A 24,103-nucleotide genomic window follows, 5' to 3' on the forward strand; every position below is an offset into this window, starting at 1 on the left:
ATCGGCACCGAGCACATCCTGCTCGGGTTGATCCACGAGGGCGAAGGCGTCGCCGCCAAGGCGCTCGAGTCGCTTGGCATCTCCCTCGAAGCGGTCCGGGCCCAGGTGGAGGAGATCATCGGTCAGGGCCAGACCGCCCCGACCGGGCACATCCCGTTCACGCCCCGGGCCAAGAAGGTCCTGGAGCTGTCGCTGCGCGAGGCGCTGCAGCTCGGCCACAACTACATCGGCACCGAGCACATCCTGCTCGGCCTGATCCGCGAGGGCGAGGGCGTCGCGGCCCAGGTCCTGGTCAAGCTGGGCGCCGACCTGTCCCGCGTGCGCCAGCAGGTCATTCAGCTGCTGTCCGGCTATGCCGGCGGCAAGGAGGGCCAGCCTGCCGGTGCCAGCGGCGAGGCGCAGCCGCAGGGCTCGCTCGTGCTCGACCAGTTCGGGCGCAACCTGACCCAGCTCGCGCGTGAGGGCAAGCTCGACCCGGTGATCGGGCGCGAGAAGGAGATCGAGCGGGTCATGCAGGTGCTGTCCCGCCGGACCAAGAACAACCCGGTGCTCATCGGCGAGCCGGGCGTGGGCAAGACCGCCATCGTCGAGGGCCTGTCCCAGGCCATCGTCAAGGGCGAGGTGCCCGAGACGCTCAAGGGCAAGCAGATGTACACCCTCGACCTGGGCGCGCTGGTGGCCGGGTCGCGCTACCGGGGCGACTTCGAGGAGCGCCTGAAGAAGGTGCTCAAGGAGATCCGCACCCGGGGCGACATCGTGCTGTTCATCGACGAGCTGCACACCCTGGTCGGCGCGGGCGCGGCCGAGGGCGCGATCGACGCGGCCTCGATCCTCAAGCCGATGCTGGCCCGGGGCGAGCTGCAGACGATCGGTGCGACCACCCTCGAGGAGTACCGCAAGCACCTCGAGAAGGACGCCGCGCTCGAGCGCCGGTTCCAGCCGATCCAGGTCCAGGAGCCGACGGTTACCCACACCATCGACATCCTCAAGGGCCTGCGCGACCGCTACGAGGCGCATCACCGCGTCACCATCACCGACGACGCCCTGGTCGCCTCGGCCAACCTGGCCGACCGCTACATCTCCGACCGGTTCCTGCCCGACAAGGCGATCGACCTGATCGACGAGGCCGGCAGCCGCCTGCGCATCCGCCGCATGACCGCCCCGCCCGACCTGCGCGAGTTCGACGGTAGGATCGCCGAGGTGCGCCGGGACAAGGAGTCGGCCATCGACGCGCAGGACTTCGAGAAGGCCGCGTCCCTGCGCGACAAGGAGAAGAACCTGCTGGCCGACAAGGCCAAGCGCGAGCGCGAGTGGAAGTCGGGTGACATGGACGTGGTCGCCGAGGTCGACGAGGAGCAGATCGCCGAGGTGCTGGCCTCCTGGACCGGCATCCCGGTGTTCAAGCTCACCGAGGAGGAGACGGCCAAGCTGCTCCGGATGGAGGAGGAGCTGCACAAGCGGGTCGTGGGCCAGGAGACGGCCATCCGGGCCGTGTCCCAGGCCATCCGGCGCACCCGGGCCGGCCTCAAGGACCCCAAGCGCCCGTCCGGCTCGTTCATCTTCCTCGGCCCCTCGGGCGTCGGGAAGACCGAGCTGTCGCGCACCCTGGCCGAGTTCCTGTTCGGCGACGAGGACGCGCTGATCGCCCTCGACATGTCGGAGTACATGGAGAAGCACACGGTCAGCCGGCTGATCGGCTCCCCGCCTGGCTACATCGGCTACGAGGAGGGCGGCCAGCTCACCGAGGCGGTCCGCCGCAAGCCGTTCAGCGTGGTGCTGTTCGACGAGATCGAGAAGGCCCACCCGGACGTGTTCAACACCCTCCTGCAGATCCTGGAGGACGGCCGCCTGACCGACGCCCAGGGCCGCACCGTGGACTTCAAGAACTGCGTGCTCATCATGACGTCGAACCTGGGCACCCGGGACATCGCCAAGGGCACCACCCTCGGCTTCACCGCCCGGCCCGACGCCAAGGTCGACTACGAGCGCATGCAGAGCAAGGTCATGGACGAGCTCAAGCGCCACTTCCGGCCCGAGTTCCTGAACCGGATCGACGAGGTCATCGTCTTCCACCAGCTCTCGCGCGAAGAGGTCTTCTCCATCGTCGGCCTGATGATGCGGCGCATCGTCGAGCAGCTCAGGGCGAAGGACATCGCCATCGAGCTGACCGAGAAGGCCAAGGGCGCGCTGGCCGACAAGGGCTATGACCCGGCGCTCGGTGCCCGTCCGCTGCGGCGCACCATCCAGCGGATGATCGAGGACCCGCTCTCGGAGAAGCTGCTCTGGAAGGAGTTCACCGCCGGCCAGCTCATCGTGGTGGACGCCGAGAACGGCGAGATCGCATTCCGCTCGCTCGACCAGCCCACCGACATCGACATCCCACCGGCCGAGCTCGCCGGCAAGGAGTGAGGCCGCCACCTGTCCCACCCCAGGGATAGACGAAGCCCCCGGGTTCTCCGGGGGCTTCGTCGTTCCGCCAGTCGACTGATCTCCGCCCGCAACCCGGTGGCCTGGGGTGCCGGGCGCCTGCGATACTCGAGAAGGGACCGAGCGATGGACGACGAAGCAGCCGCCTACGACCCGGTCGAGGTCGAGGAGCGCTGGCGGGCGCGGTGGCGGGCCGACCGCCTGCTCGAGGTGGACGTCGAGCGGATCGGCCCGGACACCAAGCTGTACAACCTGGTCGAGTTCCCCTACCCCTCAGCGGAGGGGCTGCACGTCGGGCACGCCTACACCTACACCGGCGCCGACACCTGGGGGCGGTGGCAGCGCATGCAAGGCCGCGCGGTGTTCCAGCCGATCGGCTTCGACTCGTTCGGGATCCACACCGAGAACTACGCGCTCAAGGTGGGCGAGCACCCCAGGACGCTGACCGCGAAGACCATCGCCCACTACCGGGAGCAGCTGGAGCGGCTCGGTGCGGCCTGGGCCTGGGACCACGAGCTGGCCACCAGCGACCCCGCCTACTACCGCTGGACCCAGTGGGTGTTCCTGCGGCTCCACCGGGCCGGGCTGGCCGTGCGGCGGGAGGCGCCGGTGGTCTGGTGCCCGTCCTGCCTGACCGTGCTCGCCCACGAGCAGCTCGAGGGGGACCGCTGCGAGCGCTGCTCGTCCCGGGTCACGACCCGGGTGACCAGGCAGTGGTTCCTGCGCATCACCGCCTACGCCGACGAGCTGGTCGACGGGCTGGACGAGCTGGACTGGCCCGAGCTGGCCAAGCGCCTGCAGCGGGAGTGGATCGGGCGCTCGGAAGGCGTCGAGGTCGACTTCCCGGTTCCCCGGCTGGCCGGCAAGCTGGCCGCGTTCACGACCCGCGTCGACACCCTGTACGGGGTCACGTTCCTGGTCGTGCCGCCCGAGCACCCGCAGGTGGAGGCGCTGGCCGCCGGCACCCCCCAGGAGGAGGCGGTGCGCGCGTTCGTGGAGGAGGCCCGCGAGCGGGCGGCGCTGCCTCCCGAGCGGGCGACCGGTCCGCGCTCGAGCAGCCGGCGCGGGGTGTTCAGCGGCACGGCCGCGCGCCACCCGGCCAGCGGCGCCGAGGTGCCCGTCTGGGTCTCCGACTACGTGGTGGCCGGGTACGGGACCGGCGCGGTCATGGGCGTGCCCGCCCACGACGAGCGGGACTGGGAGTTCGCCGCCGCGATGGGCCTGCCGGCCGTCCCGGTAGTGGCCGGTCCCGAGGGTAGGGCCGGGGCCGGGTCTGGGTCCGGGTCCGGGGACGGGTCCGGGCATGGGTCTGGGCCGGAGGGCGGGGGTGGGTCCGGCCCGTACACCGGCGAGGGCGTGCTGGTCGATTCGGGCCCGTTCTCCGGGATGGCGTCCGGCCCGGCACGCGCGGCGATCGCCGGGTGGCTGGAAGAGCGGGGCCTGGGCCGCCGGGCGACCAGGTACCGGCTGCACGACTGGCTGATCTCGCGCCAGCGCTACTGGGGGCCGCCGATCCCGGTCGTCTACTGTGGCGCCTGCGGCACCGTGCCCGTGCCAGAGGACGAGCTGCCCGTGCTGCTGCCCGACGTCCAGGAGTTCCGGCCGACCGGGACCGGGGAGTCGCCCCTGGCCGCGGTGCGGTCGTTCGTGGAGACGACCTGCCCGGCCTGCTCCGGGCCGGCCCGGCGCGAGACCGACGTGTCCGACACGTTCCTGGACTCCGCCTGGTACTTCCTGCGCTACCCGTCCAGCGACATCCACGACCGGGCGTGGAGCGAGGAGCGGACATCGAGGCTGCTGCCGGTCGACATGTACGCGGGCGGGCAGGAGCACGTCATGCGCCACCACCTGTACGCCCGCTTCGTGACCCGTGCCCTGCACGACCTCGGCCTGGTCCCGTTCGCCGAGCCGTTCCCCCGGCTGCGCCTGCACGGCCTGCTGCGCAAGGACGGCGCCAAGATGAGCAAGAGCCGCGGCAACGTGGTCGACCCCGACGCCTACGTGCGCCGGGTCGGTGCCGACAACCTCCGCATGTACCTGCAGTTCTGCGGACCGTGGGAGGAGGGCGGCGACTTCTCCGACGAGGGCATGGCCGGGATCGAGCGGTTCTCGGCCCGGGTGTGGCGCCTGGTGGTCGACCCGTGGACGCCGGGTCCGGGCGGGGTGGATCTCCGGCCCCTGGACCGGGCGGTGGCAGCGGTCGGCAGCGACCTCGAGCGCCTGAAGTTCAACACCGCCCTGGCCGCGCTGATGGAGCTGGTGCGCTGGGCCCGGCGGCAGCGCGCGGCCATGTCCGGCCCGGAGTGGAACCGCACCACCCGCACCGTGGTGCTGCTGCTGGCGCCGTTCGCCCCGCATCTGGCCGAGGAGCTGTGGTCGCGGATCGGCGGGGCGTACTCGGTCCACCAGCAGGCGTGGCCCGCCTACGACCAGGCCGCGCTCGCCGAGGAGGAGATCACGCTGGTGGTGCAGGTGAACGGCAGACGCAGGGACGCCGTGCCGGCGCCCGCCGGCACGACCAGGGAGCGGGCGCTCCAGCTCGCCCTGGCCAGCGAGAAGGTCCGCCGCCACCTGGAAGGACGGCCTCTCCGGGACGCCGTGTTCGTCCCCGACCGCCTGGTCAACCTGGTGGTGTGAGACCGCGGCCCCTCGCGGGGAGTCCGGGCCCTACCATAGAGCCATGCCATCGACCCCGCCGCCGGTCGACGCCGGGCTGCTGGACGCCGTCCGGGCCGCCGTGCTCGACTGGTTCGCCGCGGCCCGGCGCGACCTGCCCTGGCGCGGCACCCGCGACCCCTACCGCGTCCTGGTCGCCGAGGTGCTCGCCCAGCAGACGCAGGCGGCCCGGGCCGCGGCCGCCTACCCGCTCTTCCTCGAGCGCTTCCCAAGCGTTGCCCATCTAGCCGTCGCCAGCCCGGCCGAGGTGCTCCGGGCCTGGCAGGGACTCGGCTACAACCGGCGAGCGCTCGCGCTGCGGGCCACTGCCCAGGCGGTCGTGGCCCGCGGCGGCTGGCCCGGGACCGTAGCCGGGCTGGCCGAGCTGCCCGGGGTCGGCTCGTACACGGCGCGGGCCGTGGCTTGCTTCGCCTTCGGCCAGGACGTCGCCCCGGTGGACACCAACGTGGCCCGGGTCCTGGTCCGCTCGCTGGCCGGGGCGGACCCGTCCAGCCTCGGCCCGGCCGCCCGCCAGGACCTGGCCGATGCCGCCCTTCCCGCCGGCCGGGCCTGGGAGTGGGCCTCGGCCCTGATGGACCTTGGGGCGGCCCACTGCCGCCCCCGGCCGCGCTGCGAGGGCTGCCCGATCGCCGTGCGCTGCCGGTGGCGGGCGCTCGGCCCGGCCGCGCCGCCGCCCCGTCCACGGGCACAGGCCCCGTTCGCCGCGTCGGACCGGCGCTGGCGCGGCGCGGTCGTGCGCGCCCTGGCCGCCGAGCCGGCCGGGCTGGACCCCGCCGCCCTGGCCACCGCCGTCGGAGCGGACACAGCCGAGCGCCCGCCGGGCTGGTTCCCGGACCTGCTCGAACGCCTGCACACCGAGGGGATGATCGCCCGCGACCCCGACGGCCGTCTCCGCCTCCCCGGCTGAGGCCTGGTTCCTGAAGCGGCGCGGCCGGGCGACGCTCCGCTTGGCCGTGGCGGCCCCGGTGGCTCCGCTTGGCCCGTGGCGGCCCCGGGTGGCTCCGCTTGGCCGTGGCGGCCCCGGTCAGGGCGCGCCCGTGGCCTGGCGGCGGGTCCACCGCAAGGACAGGCTGCGACAGCGTGGTCCGAGGTCGCGGAGTCGTCCTCGGCGCAGCGGGGTCGGTACCTGTGCGGGTGGGGTTGAAGACGTGGTGCGTGGGCCCGACGATGGGCTCGACGCGCCGATCGGCTACCCGAGGACGGTTCGGTGGCTGGGAGCGCTCCGCCGCCGACCGACACGGAAGGGATGGATGCTGTGACCGACCACAGGGACGAAGGGACCCCGGACCCGACCCGGACGGTCGAGGAGCAGAACTGGGTCCGGTACGCCTCGCCGGCCGGACGGTGGGTGCTGCTGGCCACCGTGCTCGGCTCGGGCATCGCGTTCCTGGACGGCACGGTCGTCAACGTCGCCCTGCCCAGGATCGGCCAGGAGCTGGGCGCCGGCATCTCCACCCTGCAGTGGGTGGTGAACGCCTACACCCTGACGCTGGCCGGCCTCCTCCTGCTCGGCGGCTCCCTCGGCGACCACTACGGGCGCAGGCGGCTGTTCGTCATCGGGGTGGTCTGGTTCGCGACCGCCTCGCTGCTCTGCGGGCTGGCGCCGAACGCCGGGGCGCTGGTGGCCGCCCGCGCGCTCCAGGGAGTCGGCGCGGCGCTGCTCACCCCGGGCAGCCTCGCGATCATCGAGGCCAGCTTCCATCCCGACGACCGGGGCGCGGCGATCGGCGCCTGGTCGGGCCTGGCCGGGGTGACCACGGCGGTCGGACCGTTCCTGGGCGGCTGGCTCGTCGAGGCGGTGAGCTGGCGGCTGATCTTCTTCATCAACCTGCCCCTGGCCGCCGCGGTGGTCTGGATCGCGCTGCGGCACGTGCCGGAGTCCCGCGACCGGAACCTCGCCCCCCAGCTCGACTACCTCGGCGCCGCGCTGGCCGCGGTCGGGCTGGCCGGGGTCATCTACGCGCTCACCGACGGGCCGGCCAGAGGCTGGACCTCGCCGGCCATCCTGGCCGCCGGGCTCGGCGGGGTCGCCGCCCTGGTGCTGTTCATCGAGGTCGAGCGGCGCAGCCCCCACCCCATGCTGCCGCTCGACCTGTTCCGGTCCCCCCAGTTCACCGGGGCCAACCTCGTCACCTTCGTGGTCTACGGCGCCCTGGGCGGGGCCCTGTTCCTGCTCCCGATCCAGCTCCAGCGCGTGCTCGGGTACTCCCCGCTCGCCTCGGGCGTGGCCCTCGTCCCGGTCACGGTGCTGATGCTCCTGCTCTCGGCCCGGGCCGGCCGGCTCGCCCAGCGGATCGGGCCGCGCCTGCCCATGACCGTCGGCCCGCTCGTGGCCGGTGCCGGGCTCGCGCTGCTGGCGCGGGCCGACGTCGGCGCGAGCTATGTGAGCGGCGTCCTGCCCGGCGTGATCGTGTTCGCGCTCGGCCTGTCGCTGACCGTGGCGCCGCTGACCGCGACGGTGCTCGCCGCGGCCAGCCCTGATCATGCGGGCGTGGCGAGCGCGGTCAACAACTCCGTGGCCCGGGCGGCGGGGCTGTTCGCGGTGGCGGTGCTGCCCACGGCGGCCGGCATCTCCGGGGCCGGCGCCCTGGACCCGGCGGGGTTCAGCGCCGGGTTCCGGGCCGCCATGCTGATCGCTGGCGGCGTCTGCGCCGCCGGCGGCCTGCTCGGCTTCGCCACCATCCGCACCGTCCGGCGTCCCGTCGAGGCGGCCGAGCCGCGCCCCGAGGAGCACGAGCCCTGCATCAGCTGCCCGGTGTCCGTCCCGCCGCCGCGCCGGGTGGCAGCCGGTGCGGGCCGCTCCTGAGTGCCGGCAGCCCGGCCCTGGTAGACCGTGGGCATGGACGCGACCGGCCCCGAGCCCCCGCTCCGGCGCGGCGCGGCGCGAGCGCTGGCCTGGCGGCGGTCTGGCGCGGGCAAGCGGGAGTTCGTCCTCCTCGCCGACGGCGCGGTCCTGGCCACGATGTGGACCTCCGGCTACGCAGGCACCAGGGGGGAGCTGGACGCCGCCGGGCAGCGGTCCGCCCTGCGCGGCCAGCGGTCCGCCCTCCACGGGCAGCGGTTCGCCCTGCGCGGCACCCTCCACGGGCAGCGGTTCGCCCTGCTGGCGTCCGGCCGCCGGGTGACCGTCACCGACGCCGGTAGCGGGTGGGCCGCCGAGCTGCGGCGCACCTGGACGGGCGCCAGCGGCGTGGTCGAGCTTCCCGGCGGGGAGCGGCTCACCTGGGCCAGGGCGAGGGGCTGGCGCTCGCGCTACCTCCTCACCGACCAGGCCGGCAACCGGCTCGCCGGCACGACCGCGCGGGGCGGGCTGCGCCGCTTCGAGGCCACGGTCCAGGTCGACCCGGCGGCCGCCTCCCGGCCCGACCTGCTGCCGCTGCTCGGCCTGGCCTGGTTCACGATGGTGGTGATGCGCAACCAGCCCGTGGTCGCCGCGTAGGGGTTACCCTGCCGGGCCGTCCACGTCGACGGTGCCGCCGGTGCGCCAGTAGACCTGGCCGGCCCCCGCTCGAGGAAGCCCTCGTCGATCAGGTAGCGCCGCAGGGTGGCGTAGTCCGCGTTGTAGGCACCGAGGATCTCGTTGACCTCGGTCTCGGGGTAGTAGCGGCCAGGCTCGAACAGCCTGGCCAGGTGGTCGAGGACGATGCGGCGCTTGGCGTGGCCGGCCGGGATCGAGACCAGGCGGCCGCCACCCGCAACCGGTCCTCTTCGGCCAGCAGGCCCAGAATGTCTCTTGGCTCCAATGCGTCGTTCATGGCGACTCCGCCGGATTCTTGGATCGACGTGCTAGCCTCTTTTCTATCACCGGGGTATGCGACCCGTACTCACATTGGGGCCACGCGCGGGCTGCGGTCGGAGCGCCAGCGAGCCCGTGGGTGGGAGCCTTCTCACGTGCCGAAGACCGTTCGTACCACCTATGCCTGCACCGAGTGTGGGACGTCGACCCCGCGCTGGGTCGGTCGCTGCCCCGGCTGCGGCGCCTGGAACACGCTGGTCGAGGAGGTCGTGGAGCGGGCCGGGCCGCCGCGGGCGTCCGGTCCGGTCGCCGCGGCCGTCGCCATCACCGACGTCGCCCCCCAGGTCGAGGCGCACCGCCCGACCGGCGTGGGCGAGCTGGACCGGGTGCTCGGCGGTGGCCTGGTCGCCGGCAGCGTCGTGCTGCTCGCGGGCGAGCCCGGCATCGGAAAGTCGACCCTGATGCTCGGGGTGCTGGCCGGGCTCGCCGCCGAGGGCCGCGTCCTGTACGTCTGCGCCGAGGAGTCCCGCGAGCAGGTCCGCCTGCGCGCCGAGCGCCTGGACGCCCTCCACCCGGACCTGCTCCTGGCCGCCGAGACCGACCTCGGCGCGATCCGCACGCTGATCGACGAGGTGCGCCCGCGGGTGGTGGTGGTGGACTCGGTCCAGACCGTGGCCGACCCGGAGCTGGCCGGCGCGCCCGGCGGCGTCGGCCAGGTGCGCGAGGTCGCCGCCCAGCTCGTCCGGCTGGCCAAGGAGCGGGGGATCGCCACCTTCCTGGTCGGCCAGGTCACCAAGGAGGGCGTGGTGGCCGGGCCCAAGACCCTCGAGCACGTCGTCGACGTGGTGCTGAACTTCGAGGGCGACCAGCACCACGCGCTGCGCCTGGTCCGCTGCACCAAGAACCGCTACGGCCCGGCGTACGAGGTCGGCTGCTTCGAGATGACCGAGGCCGGCCTGGTGCCCATGGCCGACCCCTCCCGGCTCTTCCTGTCCGCGCGCCAGACCGGGGTGCCCGGGGTGGTCTGCACCGTGAGCCTGGAGGGCCGCCGCCCGCTCGTCACGGAGGTCCAGGCCCTGGTGGCGCCCACCGCCGCGCCGATGCCCAGGCGGACCGCGCAGGGGCTCGACCCCGGGCGGCTGGCGATCCTGGTCGCCGTGCTCGAGCGGCGGGCCCGGGTCGCCCTGGCCGGCCAGGACGTGTTCGCGGCGACCGCTGGCGGGGTGCGCCTGACCGAGCCGGCCGCCGACCTCGCCGTCTGCCTGGCGCTGGCCTCGGCCGCCCGGGAGTGGCAGGTGCCTGCCGACCTGGTCGCCTTCGGGGAAGTGGGGCTCGGCGGCGAGGTGCGCCAGGTGCCCCAGCTCCCCCGACGGCTGGCCGAGGCGGCCCGGCTGGGCTTCCGGCGCGCGCTCGTTCCGGCCGGCAGCGAGGCCCGGGCCGACGGCCTCGCGGTCGTGGAGGTCGACTCGGTGACCCACGCACTCTCCACCTTGCTCGCGTCCGGCCGCGCGCCGGCGCGGCCCGAGCGGCCGCCGGACGGCGCTGCCGTGCCGTCCACGGGGGGACGTCCATGACCTCCTCGCAGTTTGACGACCGGCTGATCCAGGCGCTCCAGCAGGTGGCCCCGGGTACCCACCTCCGCGAGGGCCTCGAGCGCATCCTGCGCGCGGAGAAGGGCGCGCTGGTCGTGCTCGGCGCTCCGCCGCAGGTGCAGGCGCTGTTCACCGGCGGCTTCCGGATCGAGGTCCCGTTCACCGCCCAGCGACTGTCGGAGCTGGCCAAGATGGACGGCGCCCTCGTGCTCGACACGGCAGCCAGGAACATCCTGTGGGCCAACGTCCACCTGATGCCCGACCCGGCCATCCCGACGTCGGAGACCGGCACCAGGCACCGCACCGCCGAGCGGGTGGCCAAGCAGACCGGCGTGCCGGTGGTCACCGTCTCCGAGTCGATGCACATCCTCACCCTCTACCTGGACGACCTGCGGCACGTGTTCGACAACGTCGCCAACGTGCTCTCGCGCAGCAACCAGACGGTGCAGACCCTCGAGCACTACCGGGCCCGCTTCGACGAGCTGGCCGGCCACCTCACCGGCCTCGAGCTGGACGGGGCAGCCACCCAGCGCGACGTGCTGGCGGTCCTCGCCCGGGCCGAGATGCTCTGCCGCATCGCCGAGGAGCTGGAGCGCTACGTCGCCGAGCTGGGCGTGGACGGGCGCCTGCTGCGCCTGCAGCTCGACGAGCTGGCGGCCGGTGTCAACGAGGCGAAGATGCTGGTGGTGCGCGACTACCTGCCCACGCGGGACAGCCTGGACGTGTCCGGCGTGCTCGCGAAGCTGGCCGGGCTGACCCCGGAGGAGCTGTCGGACACGGTCGCCCTTGCCAAGGTGGTGAACCTGACCAGGGACCCCGAGGCGCTCGAGGCGGTGCTGGCCCCCCGCGGGTACCGGGCGCTCGCTAAGGTGCCCGAGCTGCCCGGCTGGGTGATCGACCGGGTGGCCGAGCGCTTCGGCTCCCTCAAGGTGCTGCTGACCGCGAGCCTGGAGGATCTCGAGGAGGTCGAGGGCATCGACCGCGACCGGGCCAGGCAGGTCCGGGACGGGCTCGGACGCCTCGCCGAGGCGTCGATGGTTGAGTATTACCCCTGACCACTCTGCGTGGCGAACCGTTTCTGTCAAGTCGCGATCAGGCCATCTACCTGCGCGTTCATTTGAAGCTGAGGGCGCGAAAGTGCTACGATGAACTGCTTCATCTCGACGGGAAGGGGTTTTCGCGTATGTTCAAGGTCGGGGACAGCGTCATCTATCCGCAGCACGGGGCTGCAACGATTGAGGGGTTGCAGGACCGGGAGGTAGGTGGCGAGACCCGAGAGTATCTTGTGCTCAAGCTGACGTACGGCGACCTCACCCTGATGGTGCCCCGCGACAACTGCCAGGAAGTCGGGATCCGCGAGGTCTGCAGCTCCGAGGATGTCGAGGGCGTGTTCGACATCCTGCGCACCGGCGAGCCCTCGACCCAGGGCAACTGGAGCCGCCGGTTCAAGGGCAACATCGAGCGGCTGCAGTCGGGCGACATCTTCCAGGTCGCCGAGGTGGTCCGCGACCTCACCGTCCGGGATCGCGACAAAGGTCTGTCCGCGGGTGAGAAGCGCATGCTGCAGCGCTCCCGCCAGATCCTCGTGTCCGAGCTCGTGCTCGCCTGCAACTGTGGCGACGACAAGGCCATCAAGATGGTCGACGAGGCGCTGGAGTCCTAGCGCGTCGGCTGGCACGTCCTTCGAGGGGCCGCACCGGTGCGGCCCCTCGACCGTTGTGCACAGGAGGGAGACGTTGGTGACAGGTCCGGTCGAGGTGGCGGCGGTCGTCGCGGACCAGCCGGGCGTCGGCCGGCGCCCGGGCGCCGAGGCGCTCGTCCCGCTGGACGGCCGCCCGTTGCTCGCCCACGCCCTGGCCTGCCTGGAGGCGAGCCGCAGCGTCACCACGGTCGTGGTCGTGGCCGACCCCGACGCCGAGGAGGCGACCGCCAAGGTGGTCGCCGGCGAGGGCTTCGCCAAGGTGACCGCGGTGGTCCCTGGCGGTCCGACACGCCAGGCGAGCGTCGCCCTCGGGCTGGCCGCGCTGCCACCTGGCCCCGAGTTCGTGGCCGTGCACGACGCGGCCCGCCCGCTCGCCGGCCCCGGCCTGGTCGACGAGCTGCTCGAGCTGCTCCGGGTGGCCGGCCCGTCCGGGCCGGCCGGTGTCGTGCCCGGTGTGCCGGTGACCGACACCGTGCGCCGGGTGGGGAAGGATGGTCGCTCGCTTGGCGTGGTGGACCGCGAGCAGCTTCGCGTGCTCCAGACGCCCCAGCTCTTCGTCCGCGCGGTCCTCGAGGAGGCCCACCGGCGAGCCGCCCGCGACGGGGTCGAGGCGACCGACGAGGCCGCCCTGGTGGAGTGGGCCGGCCACCGGGTCCGGGTGGTACCCGGAACGGTCGAGAACCTGAAGGTCACCACGGCCCTCGAGCTGGCTGTGGCCGAGGCGATCGTGGGCCGCCGGGCCGCCAGGCTCGCCCCGCGTCACACGAGATGAGCCCGGAGCCAGGAGTCCGCGCGCCGGTGGCCGCGCCGTTCCGGGTCGGCCAGGGCGTCGACGTGCACCCGCTCGTCAGCGGGCGGCCGCTGGTCCTCGGCGGGGTCGCCGTCCCGTTCGACCGCGGCCTGGACGGCCACTCCGACGCCGACGTGGTCGCCCACGCCGTCTGCGACGCGGTGCTGAGCGCGGCCGGGCTGGGCGACCTCGGCCACCACTTCCCGGCCGGCGACCCCGGCTGGACCGGCGCCGACAGCCTGGTCTTCTGCCGCCGGGTGGCCGGGCTGGCCCGGGAGGCCGGCTGGGTGATCGGGAACGTGGCCGCCACCGTGCTGTGCGACCAGCCGCGGCTCGGGCCCTACCTCCCGGCGATGGTCGAGGCGCTGGCCGGCGCCCTCGGCGTGGACGACGGGCAGGTCCAGGTCACCCCGAAGTCGTCTGAGGGGCTGGGCTTCGCCGGCCGCGGCGAGGGCATCGCCGCCGTCGCGGTCTGCCTGCTGGTCGCGGCCGATCCGGGGTAAGGTCCGCCCGGCTGACCGGTCACGGGCCTGCCGCGCAATACCCGCTTCGGGACGGGGTTAGCATAGGAGGGGCGTGGCAACGCGTTCGCCATGCGAATAAGTTCCCTTGACGACATCCCGAGCCGAATCCTGGAGCCGAATCGTGGCCCTGCACCTGACCAACACGCTGATCCGCCGCAAGGAGCTGTTCGTCCCCAGGGACGAGGGCAAGGTCGGCATCTACCTGTGCGGGATCACGGTCTGGAACGAGCCCCACATCGGCAACCTCCGCAACGTGGTGGTCTTCGACGTGCTCCGCAGGCACCTCACCGCCTCCGGCTACGACGTGCTGTTCGTGCGCAACTACACCGACGTCGACGACCGGATCATCGAGGCGTCCGGCCACGACCCCCTGCGCGCGTTCGTCGTCGCCGAGCACTGGGCCCGCGTGTACGACGAGGTGAACGCCGCGCTCGGCATCATCCCGCCCGACGTCGCGCCCCGCGCCACCGGGCACATCCCCGAGATGCTGGAGCTCGTGGCCAAGCTCGTCGACGTCGGCCTCGCCTACCAGGCCGGCGACGACGTCTACTTCTCGGTGGGGAAGTACCCCGACTACGGCAAGCTCTCGGGCCGCGACCCGTCCGAGCTCCTGGCCGGCGCGCGGGTCGACGTCAACCTCGACAAGCGCGACCCGCTCGACTTCGTGCTCTGGAAGGGCGCCAAGCCGGGCGAGCCGAAGTGGAACTCGCCCTGGGGCCCGGGCCGGCCCGGCTGGCACCTCGAGTGCTCGGCGATGGCGGCCAAGTACCTCGGCCGCGGCTTCGACATCCACGGCGGGGGGGAGGACCTGATCTTCCCCCACCACGAGAACGAGATCGCACAGTCCGAGGGCGCCACCGGTGAGCCGTTCGCCCGCTACTGGCTCCACAACGCCTTCCTGCAGCTCCACGGCCAGGCGATGCACAAGTCGACCGGCAACGTGATCTCGCCCCGGCACCTCTTGCAGCGCTACCGCGGGGTCGTGCTCCGCTACGCGCTGATGAGCGCCCACTACCGCAGCCCGCTGGAGTTCTCCACCGAGGTGCTCGACGAAGCCGCGGCCGCCTACGAGCGGCTGGCCACCTTCGCCACCAACGCCGCCCGCGCGCTGCCCGAGCGGGTCGGCGTGGGCGGCACCGAGGAGGGCGGCTGGCGCGAGCGGTTCGTCGCCGCCCTCGACGACGACCTCAACATCCCGGCCGCCCTGGCCGTGTTGTTCGACCTCGTGGGCGCGGCCAACCCGCTCATCGCCCGGGCCGAGCGCGGCGTGCCCGAGGCCGTCGCCGAGCTGCACTCCCGGCTGGTCACGTTCAGCGACCTGGCCGCCCGGCTCGGCTTCACCCCGCTGCTCGACCTGCCCGAGCCGACCAAGTTCCCGGCCGTGCTCAAGCTCGTGCTCGAGCTGCGCGAGCGGGCCAGGGCCGCCCGCGACTTCGCAGCCGCCGACCTCGTCCGCGACCGGCTTGCCGCGGTCGGCATCCGGGTCGAGGACCGGGCCGGAGGCCCCCGGTGGCACCTCGCCCCCTAGGCGGGCCCCGCCCAGGGTCGTCCGGGTCGGGGAAGCCGCCCCGGGACCGCCGCCAGCGTCCGCAGCGCCCGCCAGCAGCCGGTCGCCCGGCCAGGCGGGACGGGGCCGGGACCGGACCCTCAGCCGGTCGGGACGGGGCCGGGACCGGTTCCCCGGCCGGTCGGGACGGGGGCGGGATCGGACCCCTGGCCGGTCGGGACGGAGGCGGGACCGGATCCTCATCCGGGCGACCGGGCGCTGCCGGGACCAGAGCCGGCAAGCCGGCGGATCCCGGAGCCCACGGGGACCGCGACCGGCGGACCGCGGACGGCCGGGGTGGGGAGGCCGCGCACGGCCGGGGTGGGGAGGCCGCGGTCCAGCGACCCCGGGCTCCGGCCGAGAAGCGGCGGGCCACCAGGCCGGGATCCGGGCTCGGCTCCGCATCCGCCGCGCGCACCGCCAAGCAGGCCCGCCGCCGTGACCAGCTCGACGCGGCCCGGGCCGCCGTCCGCCCCGGTCCCGACCGGGAGCTGATCGAGGGCCGCCGCCCGGTGCTCGAGGCGCTGCGGGCGGGCCGGCCCGTCGACCGGGTCCTGGTCGCCTCCGGCGGGTCCACCGGCGCCACCCTGGCCGACCTGCTCGCGCTCGCCCGTGACCGCCGGGTCCGGGTCGAGACGGTGCCCCGCTCGGTGATCGACGCCGAGGCGCAGACCGGCGCCCACCAGGGGGTCCTGGCCGTGGTGGCTCCCATCGAGCCGATCAGTCTGGACGAGCTGCTCGCCGTCCCGCTCGGTACCGTTGAGCCGCCCTTCTTCCTCGCTCTCGACGGGGTCGAGGACCCCCGCAACCTCGGGGCGCTGGCCCGCAGCGCCGACGCGGCCGGCTGCCACGGCATGATCGTTCCCAGGCACCGGAGCGCCCCGCTGTCGGCCGTGGCGGTGAAGTCGTCGGCCGGGGCGCTCGCCCATCTCCCGGTCGCCGAGGTCGCCAACCTGACCCGTGCCCTCGACCGGCTGCGCGAGTCCGGCGTCTGGTGCGTCGGCCTCGACAGCGAGGCCGACGCCGGCCTGTTCGACCTCGACCTGGCCACCGAGCCCGTCTGCGTGGTCGTCGGCAGCGAGGGTGCCGGCCTCCACCGCCTCGTCCGCGAAGCCTGCGACGTGGTCGTCCGCATCCCCATGACCGGCCACGTCGAGAGCCTGAACGCCTCTGTCGCCGGCGCCCTGGCGCTGTTCGAGGTCCGCCGCCGCCGCAGCGGCCCACCGGGCCCGCAGGCCGCCCCCCCGGGTCCCTGAGCATTCCGCCTGGCCTGCCCTTGGCCCACCCGGTACGCTCTCCTCATCCCGCTGGCGTGGCGCAACCGGCAGCGCAGCTGTCTTGTAAACAGCAGGTTGGGGGTTCGAGTCCCCCCGCCAGCTCTCATAGCTGCAGGTCACAGGCCCTTTCCTGCTTCCTCTGCGAGCCACGGCCTGAGCCGCCGAGGAGTCTCTGGCGATCTCCGAGTTGCGCTGCCAGGAAATCGCGGATGCGCAACGGTGGCGCGCGGCTACGCCGCTGGCGTGGTCAGCATGACCGCTGCCACCGTGGTCGGTGCCGGGACAGACTCGCCCTGCTCGCGGAGCCCCTCCAAATGGAAGGCGATGGCCTCGCGCATCTGGCGCTCGGTGTCCTCGATGGTGTCGCCGAGCGCAACGCAGCCAGGCAGGTCGGGCGCCCAGGCGCCGTAGCCGCCGTCATCGGCACGTTCGATGACGATCAGGTAACTGGGTGGCCTGGTGTCGGGCATGGCATGGCTCCGAATGGCTGACGTTGGTCTCCGAGGAGGCCGGCTTGTCTGAGGATGCTCCGCTGCAGCCCGACCGGCAAGTCCTTGGCGGGCTTGCCCGGGATCGTGACGAGCCCCGGTCTGGTGGGATGCTTGTACTGGCGGTGGCTACCACGCGTCCGGCTGAGCACCCAGCCGTCCTCCTCGATGAGTCTGATGACCTCCCGGACCTTCACCCGACGCGACTCCTCGGCTGGTTCGTGTGCCCAGAACCTACCGAGCTGACGGGACCCGTGGGTCGTGCCATCCACAGCCGGAACGAAGGTCAGGATCTGCGCCGTCGCCAGCGGCCAGGACGCAGCGAAGGTGGCGAGCTGCGCGAGCCTTACAACTAGCCCTTGCTCGTCGTCCAGGCGCAGCGAAGGCGCGACCCAGGAGCGCAGCGACTCGGTGCCGACCCCGAGCTGGCGCGCCACCCGAGTGATCACCCCGAAGCGCTCGCCGGTCTGCTCGATCGCCTCCTGGACCATGCGGACGGCCCGCTCACGCAGCTCGGGCGGGTACCGCTTCTGGGATGGGTGGGTGTTCCGGTTGTCTGCCATGACTCCATCTTCCCTTCCAAGCGATGGAGCCTCCAGGAAAACCCAGGGTGAATCACTTGCTTGACTCCCGGGCGCCTAGATGGGCTCCAGCAGGGGCCGGTAGTTGGACCGGAAGATCCGTCGCCCGAAGGCCCGCAGGGTGAGGTCGCGCAGGACCGGCGGGAGGTTGCGGGTCTGGTCGCGGCGGTGGGTCTGGGCGCGGACCCAGCCGGTGCGCCGGCCTCGCCGGGCCACGAACCCGGTCACCGCGTCGGTGACCGTGGCCGCGTCGCGCAGGCAGGCGGCCAGGACCAGGGCGTCCTCGAAGGCCAGGGAGGCACCCTGGGCCATGTTGGGCGACATGCCATGGGCGGCGTCGCCGACCAGCACCACCACCCCGCGACCCCACCGCTCCTCGGCGACCTGCTCGATCGGCGCCACATGGATCCGGGCCGGGTCCTCCAGCTGGTCCAGCAACTGCGGGACCGGGGCGGCGAAGCCGGCGAACCGCTCGCGCAGCCTCCCGACCGGGTCGCCGTCCAGGCCACCGCTGAGGGCGGCGCTGTCAGTGGTGACGTCGGCGTAGCCGTAGGCCAGCCCGTTGCCGACCGGGACGGTCAGAAACGACGCCCCTTGGCCCAGCAGCACCGTCCAGGTGGTGACCTGGGGTGGGCAGGCGGCCAGGAACCGCCAGCTGTGCTGGCCGACCGGGATGGGCGGCCGCTGGTCGACGGCCAGCCGCCGGATGGCGGAGCGCAGCCCATCGGCGCCGACGACCAGGTCGTAGTCGTCGCTGCGGCCGTCGTCGAAGGTGACCTGGACCGGCCCGTCCAGGCGCTCCAGTGAGCGGACGGTCCGGCCCAGCTGTACCGGCACGTACTGCCGGAGGACCTGGTGCAGCTCGGCCCGGGGCAGCGCCAGGCAGGGGCCGACGTCCGCCCACAGCTGGTGCAGGTCGATGTCGGCGAGCAGGCGCCCGCGGTGGTCCAGCAGGCGCTGGCGGGGGATCCGGGCCGCCCTTGCGGCCACGGCGGCCTCCAGGTCCAGCGCCCGCAGGGCGCGCACACCGTTGGCGGGCAGGTACATGCCGGTCCCGGCGATATCCCAGCCGGCCTCCCGTTCGATCAGCTCTGGGGCGAGCCCGGCCTGGCCCAGCGCCCTGGCCAACGCCAGGCCGGCAAGCCCTGCCCCCACAATCAGGATCCGGTAGTGCTTCATTCGGCAGTCCTCCATCCTGGCTGGCCCACTCCTAACCGGCAGCGACTCCTACCGGCTGCGCGCGACCCGCTCGGCCAGGAAGGGAGCCGCCTAGGGTGCCGTTCTCGCCCGCCGGCGCGAGCTGGAATTGTCGGCCGTCCTGGATCGTCATGGCTTCGTCCTCAGGCGCCTGGACCGATGGCGGGCATGCCCGCTTTGGTGGCGTCGATCGGTGGTGCAGGGCGCCGGCGCAGGTTGCCGAGCAGGACGCGTAGCGCGGTGGAGGGCCGGAACAGCCGCTTGGCCGGGTTCTGGAGAGCGGCGACTCGGAGGAACTGCTCAGCCACCGCGGGGTCGCGTTCGGCCGCGGTCAGCACCCGGTTGACGTAGGCGTTGATGACCCGGACCGGCAGCGGCCGTGGTCCCTGCACCTGGGGCAGAGCCAGGTCGGCGCCGACCGTCAGCTGCCAGGCGATGCTGACGGGCTTGGCGGCGGCCCGGAAGAACCGCCGGGCCAGATCACCCTCGCCGCGCACCAGCGAGTCCTGCAGTGCTGCCGCCTGCAGCGCGGCCACCGACATGCCCAGGGCGTACACCGGGTTCGAGCTGCAGAGCGCGTCGCCGAAGACGAGCAGCCCGGCCGGGAAGCGGCGCAGCCGCTCGTAGCGGCGGCGAAGGTTGGCCGGGAACCGGTAGGCGACGATGTCGTCGAGCGGCTCAGCGTCGCGGATCGCGGCGAAGACGTCGGGTGGGGCGGCGGTCTCGACGAAGGCGAGGAAGGCTTCGGGGTCGGCCGGCGGGTGGTGTCCGTGGTACCCGATCAGCGTCAGGACCCACCGGTCCTCCTCCTCCGCGAACAGCACGAAGCCGGTGGGCCGGCCCGGCTCGGCACCGATGGCGACGAACTTCTGGCCGCGCAGGGCGCCGGGGCGCAGGCGCAGGTGTCGGCTGGCGTACTTCAGGTGGATCGTGAGCCGCTCTTGCGGCGGCTGGTCGTAGCCGATCGTCGCCAGCCAGGCCGTCGCACGGCCGCTGCGCCCGGTCGCGTCGAGGACCAGATCGGCGCCGAGGGTCTCCTCGACGCCGCCGGCGCTGCGCAGGATCCGCACCCCGGTGACGCGGTCTCGGGCCGCGGTGGTGACGAGCCCGACGACGTCGCACCGGTCGACGATCTCGACCGTGGGCAGCGCCCGGACCCGGGCGCGCACCTGACCTTCCAGGTAGGGCCGGCTGGCTTGGTAGGTAGTGGCCTCCGGGGGGTGGCCCTTGAGGCAGAGCGGATGGCCGCCCGGGGAGAAGCGCAACTCCGCGAGGTCCCGTACCACCGGTGCGCCACCCGCGACGAGGTCGTCGAGCAGTCCCGGAAAGAGCTCGTCGAGGATCTGCGCCCCTCGGGCCCACAGCACATGGGCGTGCCGGCCCTGGGGTACACCCCGCCGATGCTCAGCCGTCTTCGGGAGCGGGTCGCGCTCGACGACGGTGACCCGCTCGTACGCGTCGGCCAGCACCCGGGCGGCGAGGAGCCCGGCCATGCTTGCCCCGAGGACCACCGCGTGGTCACCGATCTTCCGCATCTCGCACCTCCTGCGTTGTGACAGGTGCTTCGACGCTAGGAAGGCGAGGGGTCTGGCGCCTTCGGGAGAACCACCCAACCGGGGACGCCGAGGGCCTGGGTAGTTCTTCTCTGCAGGCGCGGCTACAGGAGGCGGTGCTGGTAGGCGTAGGCGGTGGCCGCTGCGCGTGAGGACACGTCCAGCTTGGTGAAGATGTTGCTCACGTGGCGGTGGACCGTCTTCTCGGCCAGGACCAGGTCGGTAGCGATGGCGTGGTTGGTCTTGCCGGTCGCCAGCAGCCGCAGCACTTGCAGCTCACGCTCGGTCAGCCCGTGGGCCTTGGAGGCGGCCTCCGACCGGGCGAGCGCCTCGAGGCGGGCGAGGTCGGGCGCGGCGCCAAGCTGCGCGAACACGCTGCGGGCGGCGTCCATCTCCATCGCCGCGGCCTCCTGATCCCCGAGCTGGCGGCAGGCGAGTCCGACCAGCACGCGCACCCGAGCGGCCTCGTACGGCGCTTGGAGCTCCCGCCAGACCTGCCACGCACCGCGCAGCGCGACCAGCGCGGCCTGGGCGTCGCCGTCGGCGAGCAGCACCGCACCCCGGGCATGGTCGGCCACCGCCCGCAGCGCCGGCGTGCCATAACCGCCGGCGATCTCGGTCAGCTCATTGGCGGCGTCGCGTGCCGCCCGGAGGTCGCCGACCGCCAGCATGATCTCGACCTGGGCGGGCAGCAGCTTGGCCCGCCTGAACCGCTCGCTCGTCTCGGCGACGACACGGCGGCTCGCCGCCGCGGCCGCGTCGGTCTTGCCCTGCGACAGCCGCAGCAGGGCCAGCCCCGGCTGCGGCTCGCGGCCCCACTGGCTGGCCTGCTGGTAGGCGTCCTCGGCCGCCGTGAAGTCCCCGGAGAGCCGGTACAGCTCCGCCTGCTGGTAGAAGGCCGCGCCGCTGGCGTAGTCGTCGGCAGCGTGGGCGAACCGTTCACCCGCCCGCTTGGCCTCCTGGACCGCCTCCGGCCATGCCCCGTGCAGCTGCAGGATCTCGGCGCGGTGGACCAGGCACTGGCCGGTGAAGGTGACCATGTCCGGCTGCTTCCCGCACCAGGCCGTCAGCGCCTCGGTCCACTCCTGGGCGCGCCGCAACTCGGCGATCTCCTGGCAGATCTCGATCATCCCGCAGTAGACCGTGCCGGCGACGGTGGGTGACAGCTCGCCGGCCACCACCGCCACCATGGCCTCGTCCAACAGGGCCAGGCCCTCGCCCACCCGACCCTCCCACACCAGGGCGCGGCCCTGCAGGTACCGCGCGAAGGCGACCAGATCGGCGTCACCGGTGCGAGCGCCGATCCCGGCCGCCTGGGCCAACGTCTCCCGCGCCCCCGGGTAGTCACCCGCCAGCAGCTGCTGGAACGCGGCCGAAATCAGCAGGTAGCCGTGCTCGGCACACTCCTGCCGCTCATGCTCAAGGAGCCGGCTGGCCCGGCCGAACCAACCACTCGCCTGGGCCAGATCCCCTCGAATGCTCAGGTGAAACCCCAGCCAGCCCGCACACCGCGCGGCCCGCCGTCGGTCGCCGCCCTCGGCATACAGCTGCTGGGCGCGCTGCAGCGCCCCGAGACAGTCCTCCACGCGGCCGAGGAGGTAGGCCGCGGTCGCCAGCAGCTCCAGATCCTGGGCTGCCAAGGGGGACGACTGGTCGGCCAGCGACAGCGCGGTGTAGGCATCCGCCCACGCCAGCCGCTCGGCGGCCTCCCGGCCCCGGGCAAGCTCACCGTCCCCACCCACCGTTCGGCTCGCCTCCCAGCTGGCGCCTGATCCGCACCCCGGTAGCGTAGCGAGGCCCGAGCATGTCAATCCCGGTGTCAGCCCATCAGCTAGCAGTCTCCGTAGGGAAGCGGCGCCGGTCATTCCGAGGGAAGCGGCGCCGGTCATTCCGTTGGTCATTCCACCCGGCGCCAGTCGCCGCGACTTACTGTGCGCCGGTCCGTGCGTGTTCGAGCAGGATCTCACGCCATGACCGAGTTGGTGGAGCGGGCGTTACGGTCACCCGCACCTCGCCGTCCACCACCCGCACCGGGCAGACGTCGAGGCGCGGTCCCGGTTGGCCGAGCCGCGCGCCCGTGCGGACGTCGTAGCGCCACCAGTGCAGCGGACACTGCAGCACCCAGCCGTCAAGGTGGCCGCACGCCAGCGGCCCGCTGCGATGCAGGCAGGCGTCGTCGACGGCGAACAGGCAGCCCCGCGCGTTGCCTACGGCGATCCGGCGGCCCGCCACCTGCACCAGGCGCACGGTGCCAACCGGGAAGTCCTCCAGGCGTCCCGCGGGCGCCTCGATCGGCGGGTGCGCGATGTGGTCGGCCGCGCCGGGCTCAGGGGACATGCTGGGTCACGACCGCTTTCGCCTCGGTGAACAGCTCCTCGCTGTACGGGCCGCCCTCGCGGCCGATGCCCGAGTTCTTCATGCCGCCAAACGGCGCACGCAGGTCGCGCAGGAAGAAGCAGTTCACCCAGACGGTCCCGGCGCGCACGGCTCCCGCGACCCGGTGGGCGGTGTCCAGATCCTGCGTCCAGACCATGGCCGCCAACCCGTACGGGCTCGCGTTGGCCAGGGTGACCGCCTCCTGCTCGGTGTCGAAGGGCATGCACACCTGGACGGGACCGAAGATCTCCTCCTGCGACACCCGCCACGAGTTGTCCACGTCGGCGAACACGGTCGGAGCGAGGTAGTTCCCGCGGGCGAGCGCTCCGTCGGTGACGCGGTTTCCGCCGGTGAGCAGCTTTGCGCCCTCCTGCTGGCCGAGCTCGACGTAGGAGGTGACCTTGCCGAGGTGCTCCACGGACACGACCGGGCCGATGCGGGTCGCGGGGTCGAGCGGGTTGCCGACGGCCAGCGCCTCGGCCTGCGCGACGAAGCGTGCGAGGAACTCCTCGTACACCGGCCGCTGGATCAGGAGCCGGCTCCCGGCCAGGCAGACCTCGCCCTGGTTGCGGAAGCTCGCGTCGATCGAGACGGCGACGGCGCGGTCCAGGTCGGCGTCGGCGAACACGATGTTGGGGCTCTTGCCGCCGAGCTCGAACGACAGCTTCTTCAGGGTGGGCGCGGCGTTGGCCATGATCGCCCTGCCGGTCGCGCTCTCTCCGGTGAACGACACGAGATCGACGCCCGGGTGCGTGGTGAGCCGCTCGCCGGCGGCATCTGGCCCGAAGCCCTGCACGACGTTGAGCACGCCCTCCGGCACGCCAGCCCCGGCGCAGATCTCGGCCAGGATGGACGCGGTCACAGGGCTCTGCTCGGCCGGCTTGAGCACGGCGGTGCAGCCGAATGCGAGCGCCGGAGCCACCTTCCAGGTCGCGAGCATGAGCGGGAAGTTCCACGGGGAGATCAGCGCGGCCACGCCCGCGGGCTCTCGCACGGTGTAGGTGAACATGCCGCCCGGGGCATGGAGCGCCGTGTCGTGCGCCTGGACGGCGCAGTCGGCGAAGAAGCGGAAGTTGTGGGCGGCGCGGGGCACGTCCTTGGTGCGCGCTTCGGTCAGCGGCTTGCCCATGTCGCGGGTCTCCCACTCCGCGAGCTCGTCCAGCCGCGCCTCGATGCTGTCGGCCACGCGGTGCAGCACCTTGCCACGCTCGGCGGGCGTCATCCGTGGCCACGGGCCGGCGTCGAAGGCCTGGCGGGCCGCCTCGACGGCTCGGTCGGCATCCTCGACGGCGCCGTCGGCCACCGTGGCACACACGGTGTTGTCTATCGGGGAGACGGAGTCGAACGTGCGTCCGGACAGTGATCCGACGAACTCCCCGCCGATGAAGTGCCGGACATGGGTCATGGCTGGCTCCCCTCCTGGGACGACGACGAGCCTCGGGCGACGGAGTACGGGACGCCCCCGATGCCCCAGAGATCGGGGTCGACCTCCGAGACGAGAACACGCACCCGATCGATCGGCGTGTCGAGGGTCCGCGCCACGGTCCGCGACACCTCCTCGACCAGCAGCATGAGCACCGCCTTGTCGCGGCCGCGGACGAGGTCGATGCGGACGAAGGGCATGAGGACCTCCTCGGG

General features: G+C 73.2%; 20 protein-coding genes, 1 tRNA gene and 1 pseudogene. 13 read left to right on the top strand and 9 right to left on the bottom strand.

The features are described 5' to 3' along the window. From VG276_13150 to VG276_13170, 5 genes are all read left to right on the top strand, one after another. Positions 1 to 2,409 (top strand): ATP-dependent Clp protease ATP-binding subunit (locus VG276_13150; GenBank protein HEV8650321.1); only part of this gene is annotated, 2,409 nt, incomplete at its 5' end. Positions 2,410 to 2,553: 144 nt separating this feature from the next. After that, on the top strand, positions 2,554 to 5,064 hold the full coding sequence (leuS, locus tag VG276_13155; protein ID HEV8650322.1) for a leucine--tRNA ligase: 2,511 nt from the start codon (positions 2,554 to 2,556) through the stop codon (positions 5,062 to 5,064). 43 nt (positions 5,065 to 5,107) lie between these two features. Then, positions 5,108 to 6,010 (top strand): A/G-specific adenine glycosylase, encoded by a 903-nt coding sequence (locus tag VG276_13160; protein HEV8650323.1) that lies wholly within the window; start codon positions 5,108 to 5,110, stop codon positions 6,008 to 6,010. Positions 6,011 to 6,451: 441 nt separating this feature from the next. Beyond that, positions 6,452 to 7,909: an MFS transporter gene (locus VG276_13165; protein HEV8650324.1), complete on the top strand. Its 1,458-nt coding sequence runs from the start codon at positions 6,452 to 6,454 to the stop codon at positions 7,907 to 7,909. 33 nt (positions 7,910 to 7,942) lie between these two features. Next, a complete protein-coding gene (locus VG276_13170; protein HEV8650325.1) occupies positions 7,943 to 8,542 on the top strand; it encodes a hypothetical protein in 600 nt (199 codons plus the stop codon). 116 nt (positions 8,543 to 8,658) lie between these two features. Here the strand turns inward: VG276_13170 and VG276_13175 are convergent. Beyond that, positions 8,659 to 8,874 (bottom strand): annotated as a pseudogene (locus VG276_13175) (DUF2087 domain-containing protein). A gap of 120 nt (positions 8,875 to 8,994) precedes the next feature. Between VG276_13175 and radA the strand changes: the two are divergent. The 8 genes from radA (at position 8,995) to VG276_13215 (ending at position 16,372) form a co-directional block, all read left to right on the top strand. Beyond that, positions 8,995 to 10,413 (top strand): DNA repair protein RadA, encoded by a 1,419-nt coding sequence (gene radA, locus VG276_13180; GenBank protein HEV8650326.1) that lies wholly within the window; start codon positions 8,995 to 8,997, stop codon positions 10,411 to 10,413. Further along, positions 10,410 to 11,486 (top strand): DNA integrity scanning diadenylate cyclase DisA, encoded by a 1,077-nt coding sequence (gene disA / locus VG276_13185; protein HEV8650327.1) that lies wholly within the window; start codon positions 10,410 to 10,412, stop codon positions 11,484 to 11,486. Before radA ends, disA begins: the two co-directional genes overlap by 4 nt. Before the next feature lie 128 nt (positions 11,487 to 11,614). Next, positions 11,615 to 12,094 carry a CarD family transcriptional regulator gene (locus VG276_13190; GenBank protein ID HEV8650328.1) on the top strand — a complete coding sequence of 160 codons (480 nt, stop codon included), beginning with the start codon at positions 11,615 to 11,617 and terminating at the stop codon, positions 12,092 to 12,094. Positions 12,095 to 12,170: 76 nt separating this feature from the next. Continuing rightward, a complete protein-coding gene (gene ispD / locus VG276_13195) occupies positions 12,171 to 12,905 on the top strand; it encodes a 2-C-methyl-D-erythritol 4-phosphate cytidylyltransferase (protein HEV8650329.1) in 735 nt (244 codons plus the stop codon). Positions 12,906 to 12,931: 26 nt separating this feature from the next. After that, on the top strand, positions 12,932 to 13,426 hold the full coding sequence (gene ispF / locus VG276_13200; protein ID HEV8650330.1) for a 2-C-methyl-D-erythritol 2,4-cyclodiphosphate synthase: 495 nt from the start codon (positions 12,932 to 12,934) through the stop codon (positions 13,424 to 13,426). A gap of 142 nt (positions 13,427 to 13,568) precedes the next feature. Beyond that, positions 13,569 to 14,975 carry a cysteine--tRNA ligase gene (cysS, locus tag VG276_13205; protein ID HEV8650331.1) on the top strand — a complete coding sequence of 469 codons (1,407 nt, stop codon included), beginning with the start codon at positions 13,569 to 13,571 and terminating at the stop codon, positions 14,973 to 14,975. Next, a complete protein-coding gene (gene rlmB, locus VG276_13210) occupies positions 14,957 to 16,249 on the top strand; it encodes a 23S rRNA (guanosine(2251)-2'-O)-methyltransferase RlmB (GenBank protein ID HEV8650332.1) in 1,293 nt (430 codons plus the stop codon). Before cysS ends, rlmB begins: the two co-directional genes overlap by 19 nt. Before the next feature lie 50 nt (positions 16,250 to 16,299). Further along, positions 16,300 to 16,372, top strand: a tRNA-Thr gene (locus VG276_13215). Between the two features lie 128 nt (positions 16,373 to 16,500). On the opposite strand, the gene VG276_13220 is transcribed toward VG276_13215, so the two are convergent. The 8 genes from VG276_13220 to VG276_13255 form a co-directional block, all read right to left on the bottom strand. Next, positions 16,501 to 16,740 (bottom strand): type II toxin-antitoxin system HicB family antitoxin, encoded by a 240-nt coding sequence (locus VG276_13220; protein ID HEV8650333.1) that lies wholly within the window; start codon positions 16,738 to 16,740, stop codon positions 16,501 to 16,503. Continuing rightward, positions 16,710 to 16,955: a type II toxin-antitoxin system HicA family toxin gene (locus tag VG276_13225; protein HEV8650334.1), complete on the bottom strand. Its 246-nt coding sequence runs from the start codon at positions 16,953 to 16,955 to the stop codon at positions 16,710 to 16,712. Before VG276_13225 ends, VG276_13220 begins: the two co-directional genes overlap by 31 nt. Positions 16,956 to 17,396: 441 nt before the next feature. Next, on the bottom strand, positions 17,397 to 18,518 hold the full coding sequence (locus VG276_13230; protein HEV8650335.1) for an FAD-dependent monooxygenase: 1,122 nt from the start codon (positions 18,516 to 18,518) through the stop codon (positions 17,397 to 17,399). A 161-nt stretch (positions 18,519 to 18,679) separates the two neighbouring features. Further along, entirely contained in the window at positions 18,680 to 20,071 is a 1,392-nt protein-coding gene (locus VG276_13235; protein ID HEV8650336.1) for a 2-polyprenyl-6-methoxyphenol hydroxylase-like oxidoreductase, read from the bottom strand. Positions 20,072 to 20,193: 122 nt separating this feature from the next. Then, positions 20,194 to 21,831, bottom strand: a complete 1,638-nt coding sequence (locus tag VG276_13240) for a response regulator transcription factor (GenBank protein HEV8650337.1) — start codon at positions 21,829 to 21,831, stop codon at positions 20,194 to 20,196. A 184-nt stretch (positions 21,832 to 22,015) separates the two neighbouring features. Next, a complete protein-coding gene (locus VG276_13245) occupies positions 22,016 to 22,426 on the bottom strand; it encodes a Rieske 2Fe-2S domain-containing protein (protein HEV8650338.1) in 411 nt (136 codons plus the stop codon). Then, on the bottom strand, positions 22,416 to 23,870 hold the full coding sequence (locus VG276_13250; protein ID HEV8650339.1) for an aldehyde dehydrogenase: 1,455 nt from the start codon (positions 23,868 to 23,870) through the stop codon (positions 22,416 to 22,418). Before VG276_13250 ends, VG276_13245 begins: the two co-directional genes overlap by 11 nt. After that, positions 23,867 to 24,088, bottom strand: coding sequence for a tautomerase family protein (locus VG276_13255; GenBank protein ID HEV8650340.1), 222 nt, complete (start codon positions 24,086 to 24,088; stop codon positions 23,867 to 23,869). Before VG276_13255 ends, VG276_13250 begins: the two co-directional genes overlap by 4 nt. Positions 24,089 to 24,103: the final 15 nt, after the last annotated feature.

Source organism: Actinomycetes bacterium, assembly GCA_036000965.1.
Classification (GTDB): domain Bacteria; phylum Actinomycetota; class CALGFH01; order CALGFH01; family CALGFH01; genus DASYUT01.

Bases quoted from the DNA above. Each gene is read 5' to 3' on its own strand.
- leuS (HEV8650322.1), top strand. From the start codon at position 2,554: ATGGACGACGAAGCAGCCGCCTACGACCCGGTCGAGGTCGAGGAGCGC.
- VG276_13160 (HEV8650323.1), top strand. From the start codon at position 5,108: ATGCCATCGACCCCGCCGCCGGTCGACGCCGGGCTGCTGGACGCCGTC.
- VG276_13170 (HEV8650325.1), top strand. From the start codon at position 7,943: ATGGACGCGACCGGCCCCGAGCCCCCGCTCCGGCGCGGCGCGGCGCGA.
- disA (HEV8650327.1), top strand. From the start codon at position 10,410: ATGACCTCCTCGCAGTTTGACGACCGGCTGATCCAGGCGCTCCAGCAG.
- VG276_13190 (HEV8650328.1), top strand. From the start codon at position 11,615: ATGTTCAAGGTCGGGGACAGCGTCATCTATCCGCAGCACGGGGCTGCA.
- VG276_13220 (HEV8650333.1), bottom strand. From the start codon at position 16,740: ATGCCCGACACCAGGCCACCCAGTTACCTGATCGTCATCGAACGTGCC.
- VG276_13230 (HEV8650335.1), bottom strand. From the start codon at position 18,518: ATGAAGCACTACCGGATCCTGATTGTGGGGGCAGGGCTTGCCGGCCTG.
- VG276_13235 (HEV8650336.1), bottom strand. From the start codon at position 20,071: ATGCGGAAGATCGGTGACCACGCGGTGGTCCTCGGGGCAAGCATGGCC.
- VG276_13245 (HEV8650338.1), bottom strand. From the start codon at position 22,426: ATGTCCCCTGAGCCCGGCGCGGCCGACCACATCGCGCACCCGCCGATC.
- VG276_13250 (HEV8650339.1), bottom strand. From the start codon at position 23,870: ATGACCCATGTCCGGCACTTCATCGGCGGGGAGTTCGTCGGATCACTG.
- VG276_13255 (HEV8650340.1), bottom strand. From the start codon at position 24,088: ATGCCCTTCGTCCGCATCGACCTCGTCCGCGGCCGCGACAAGGCGGTG.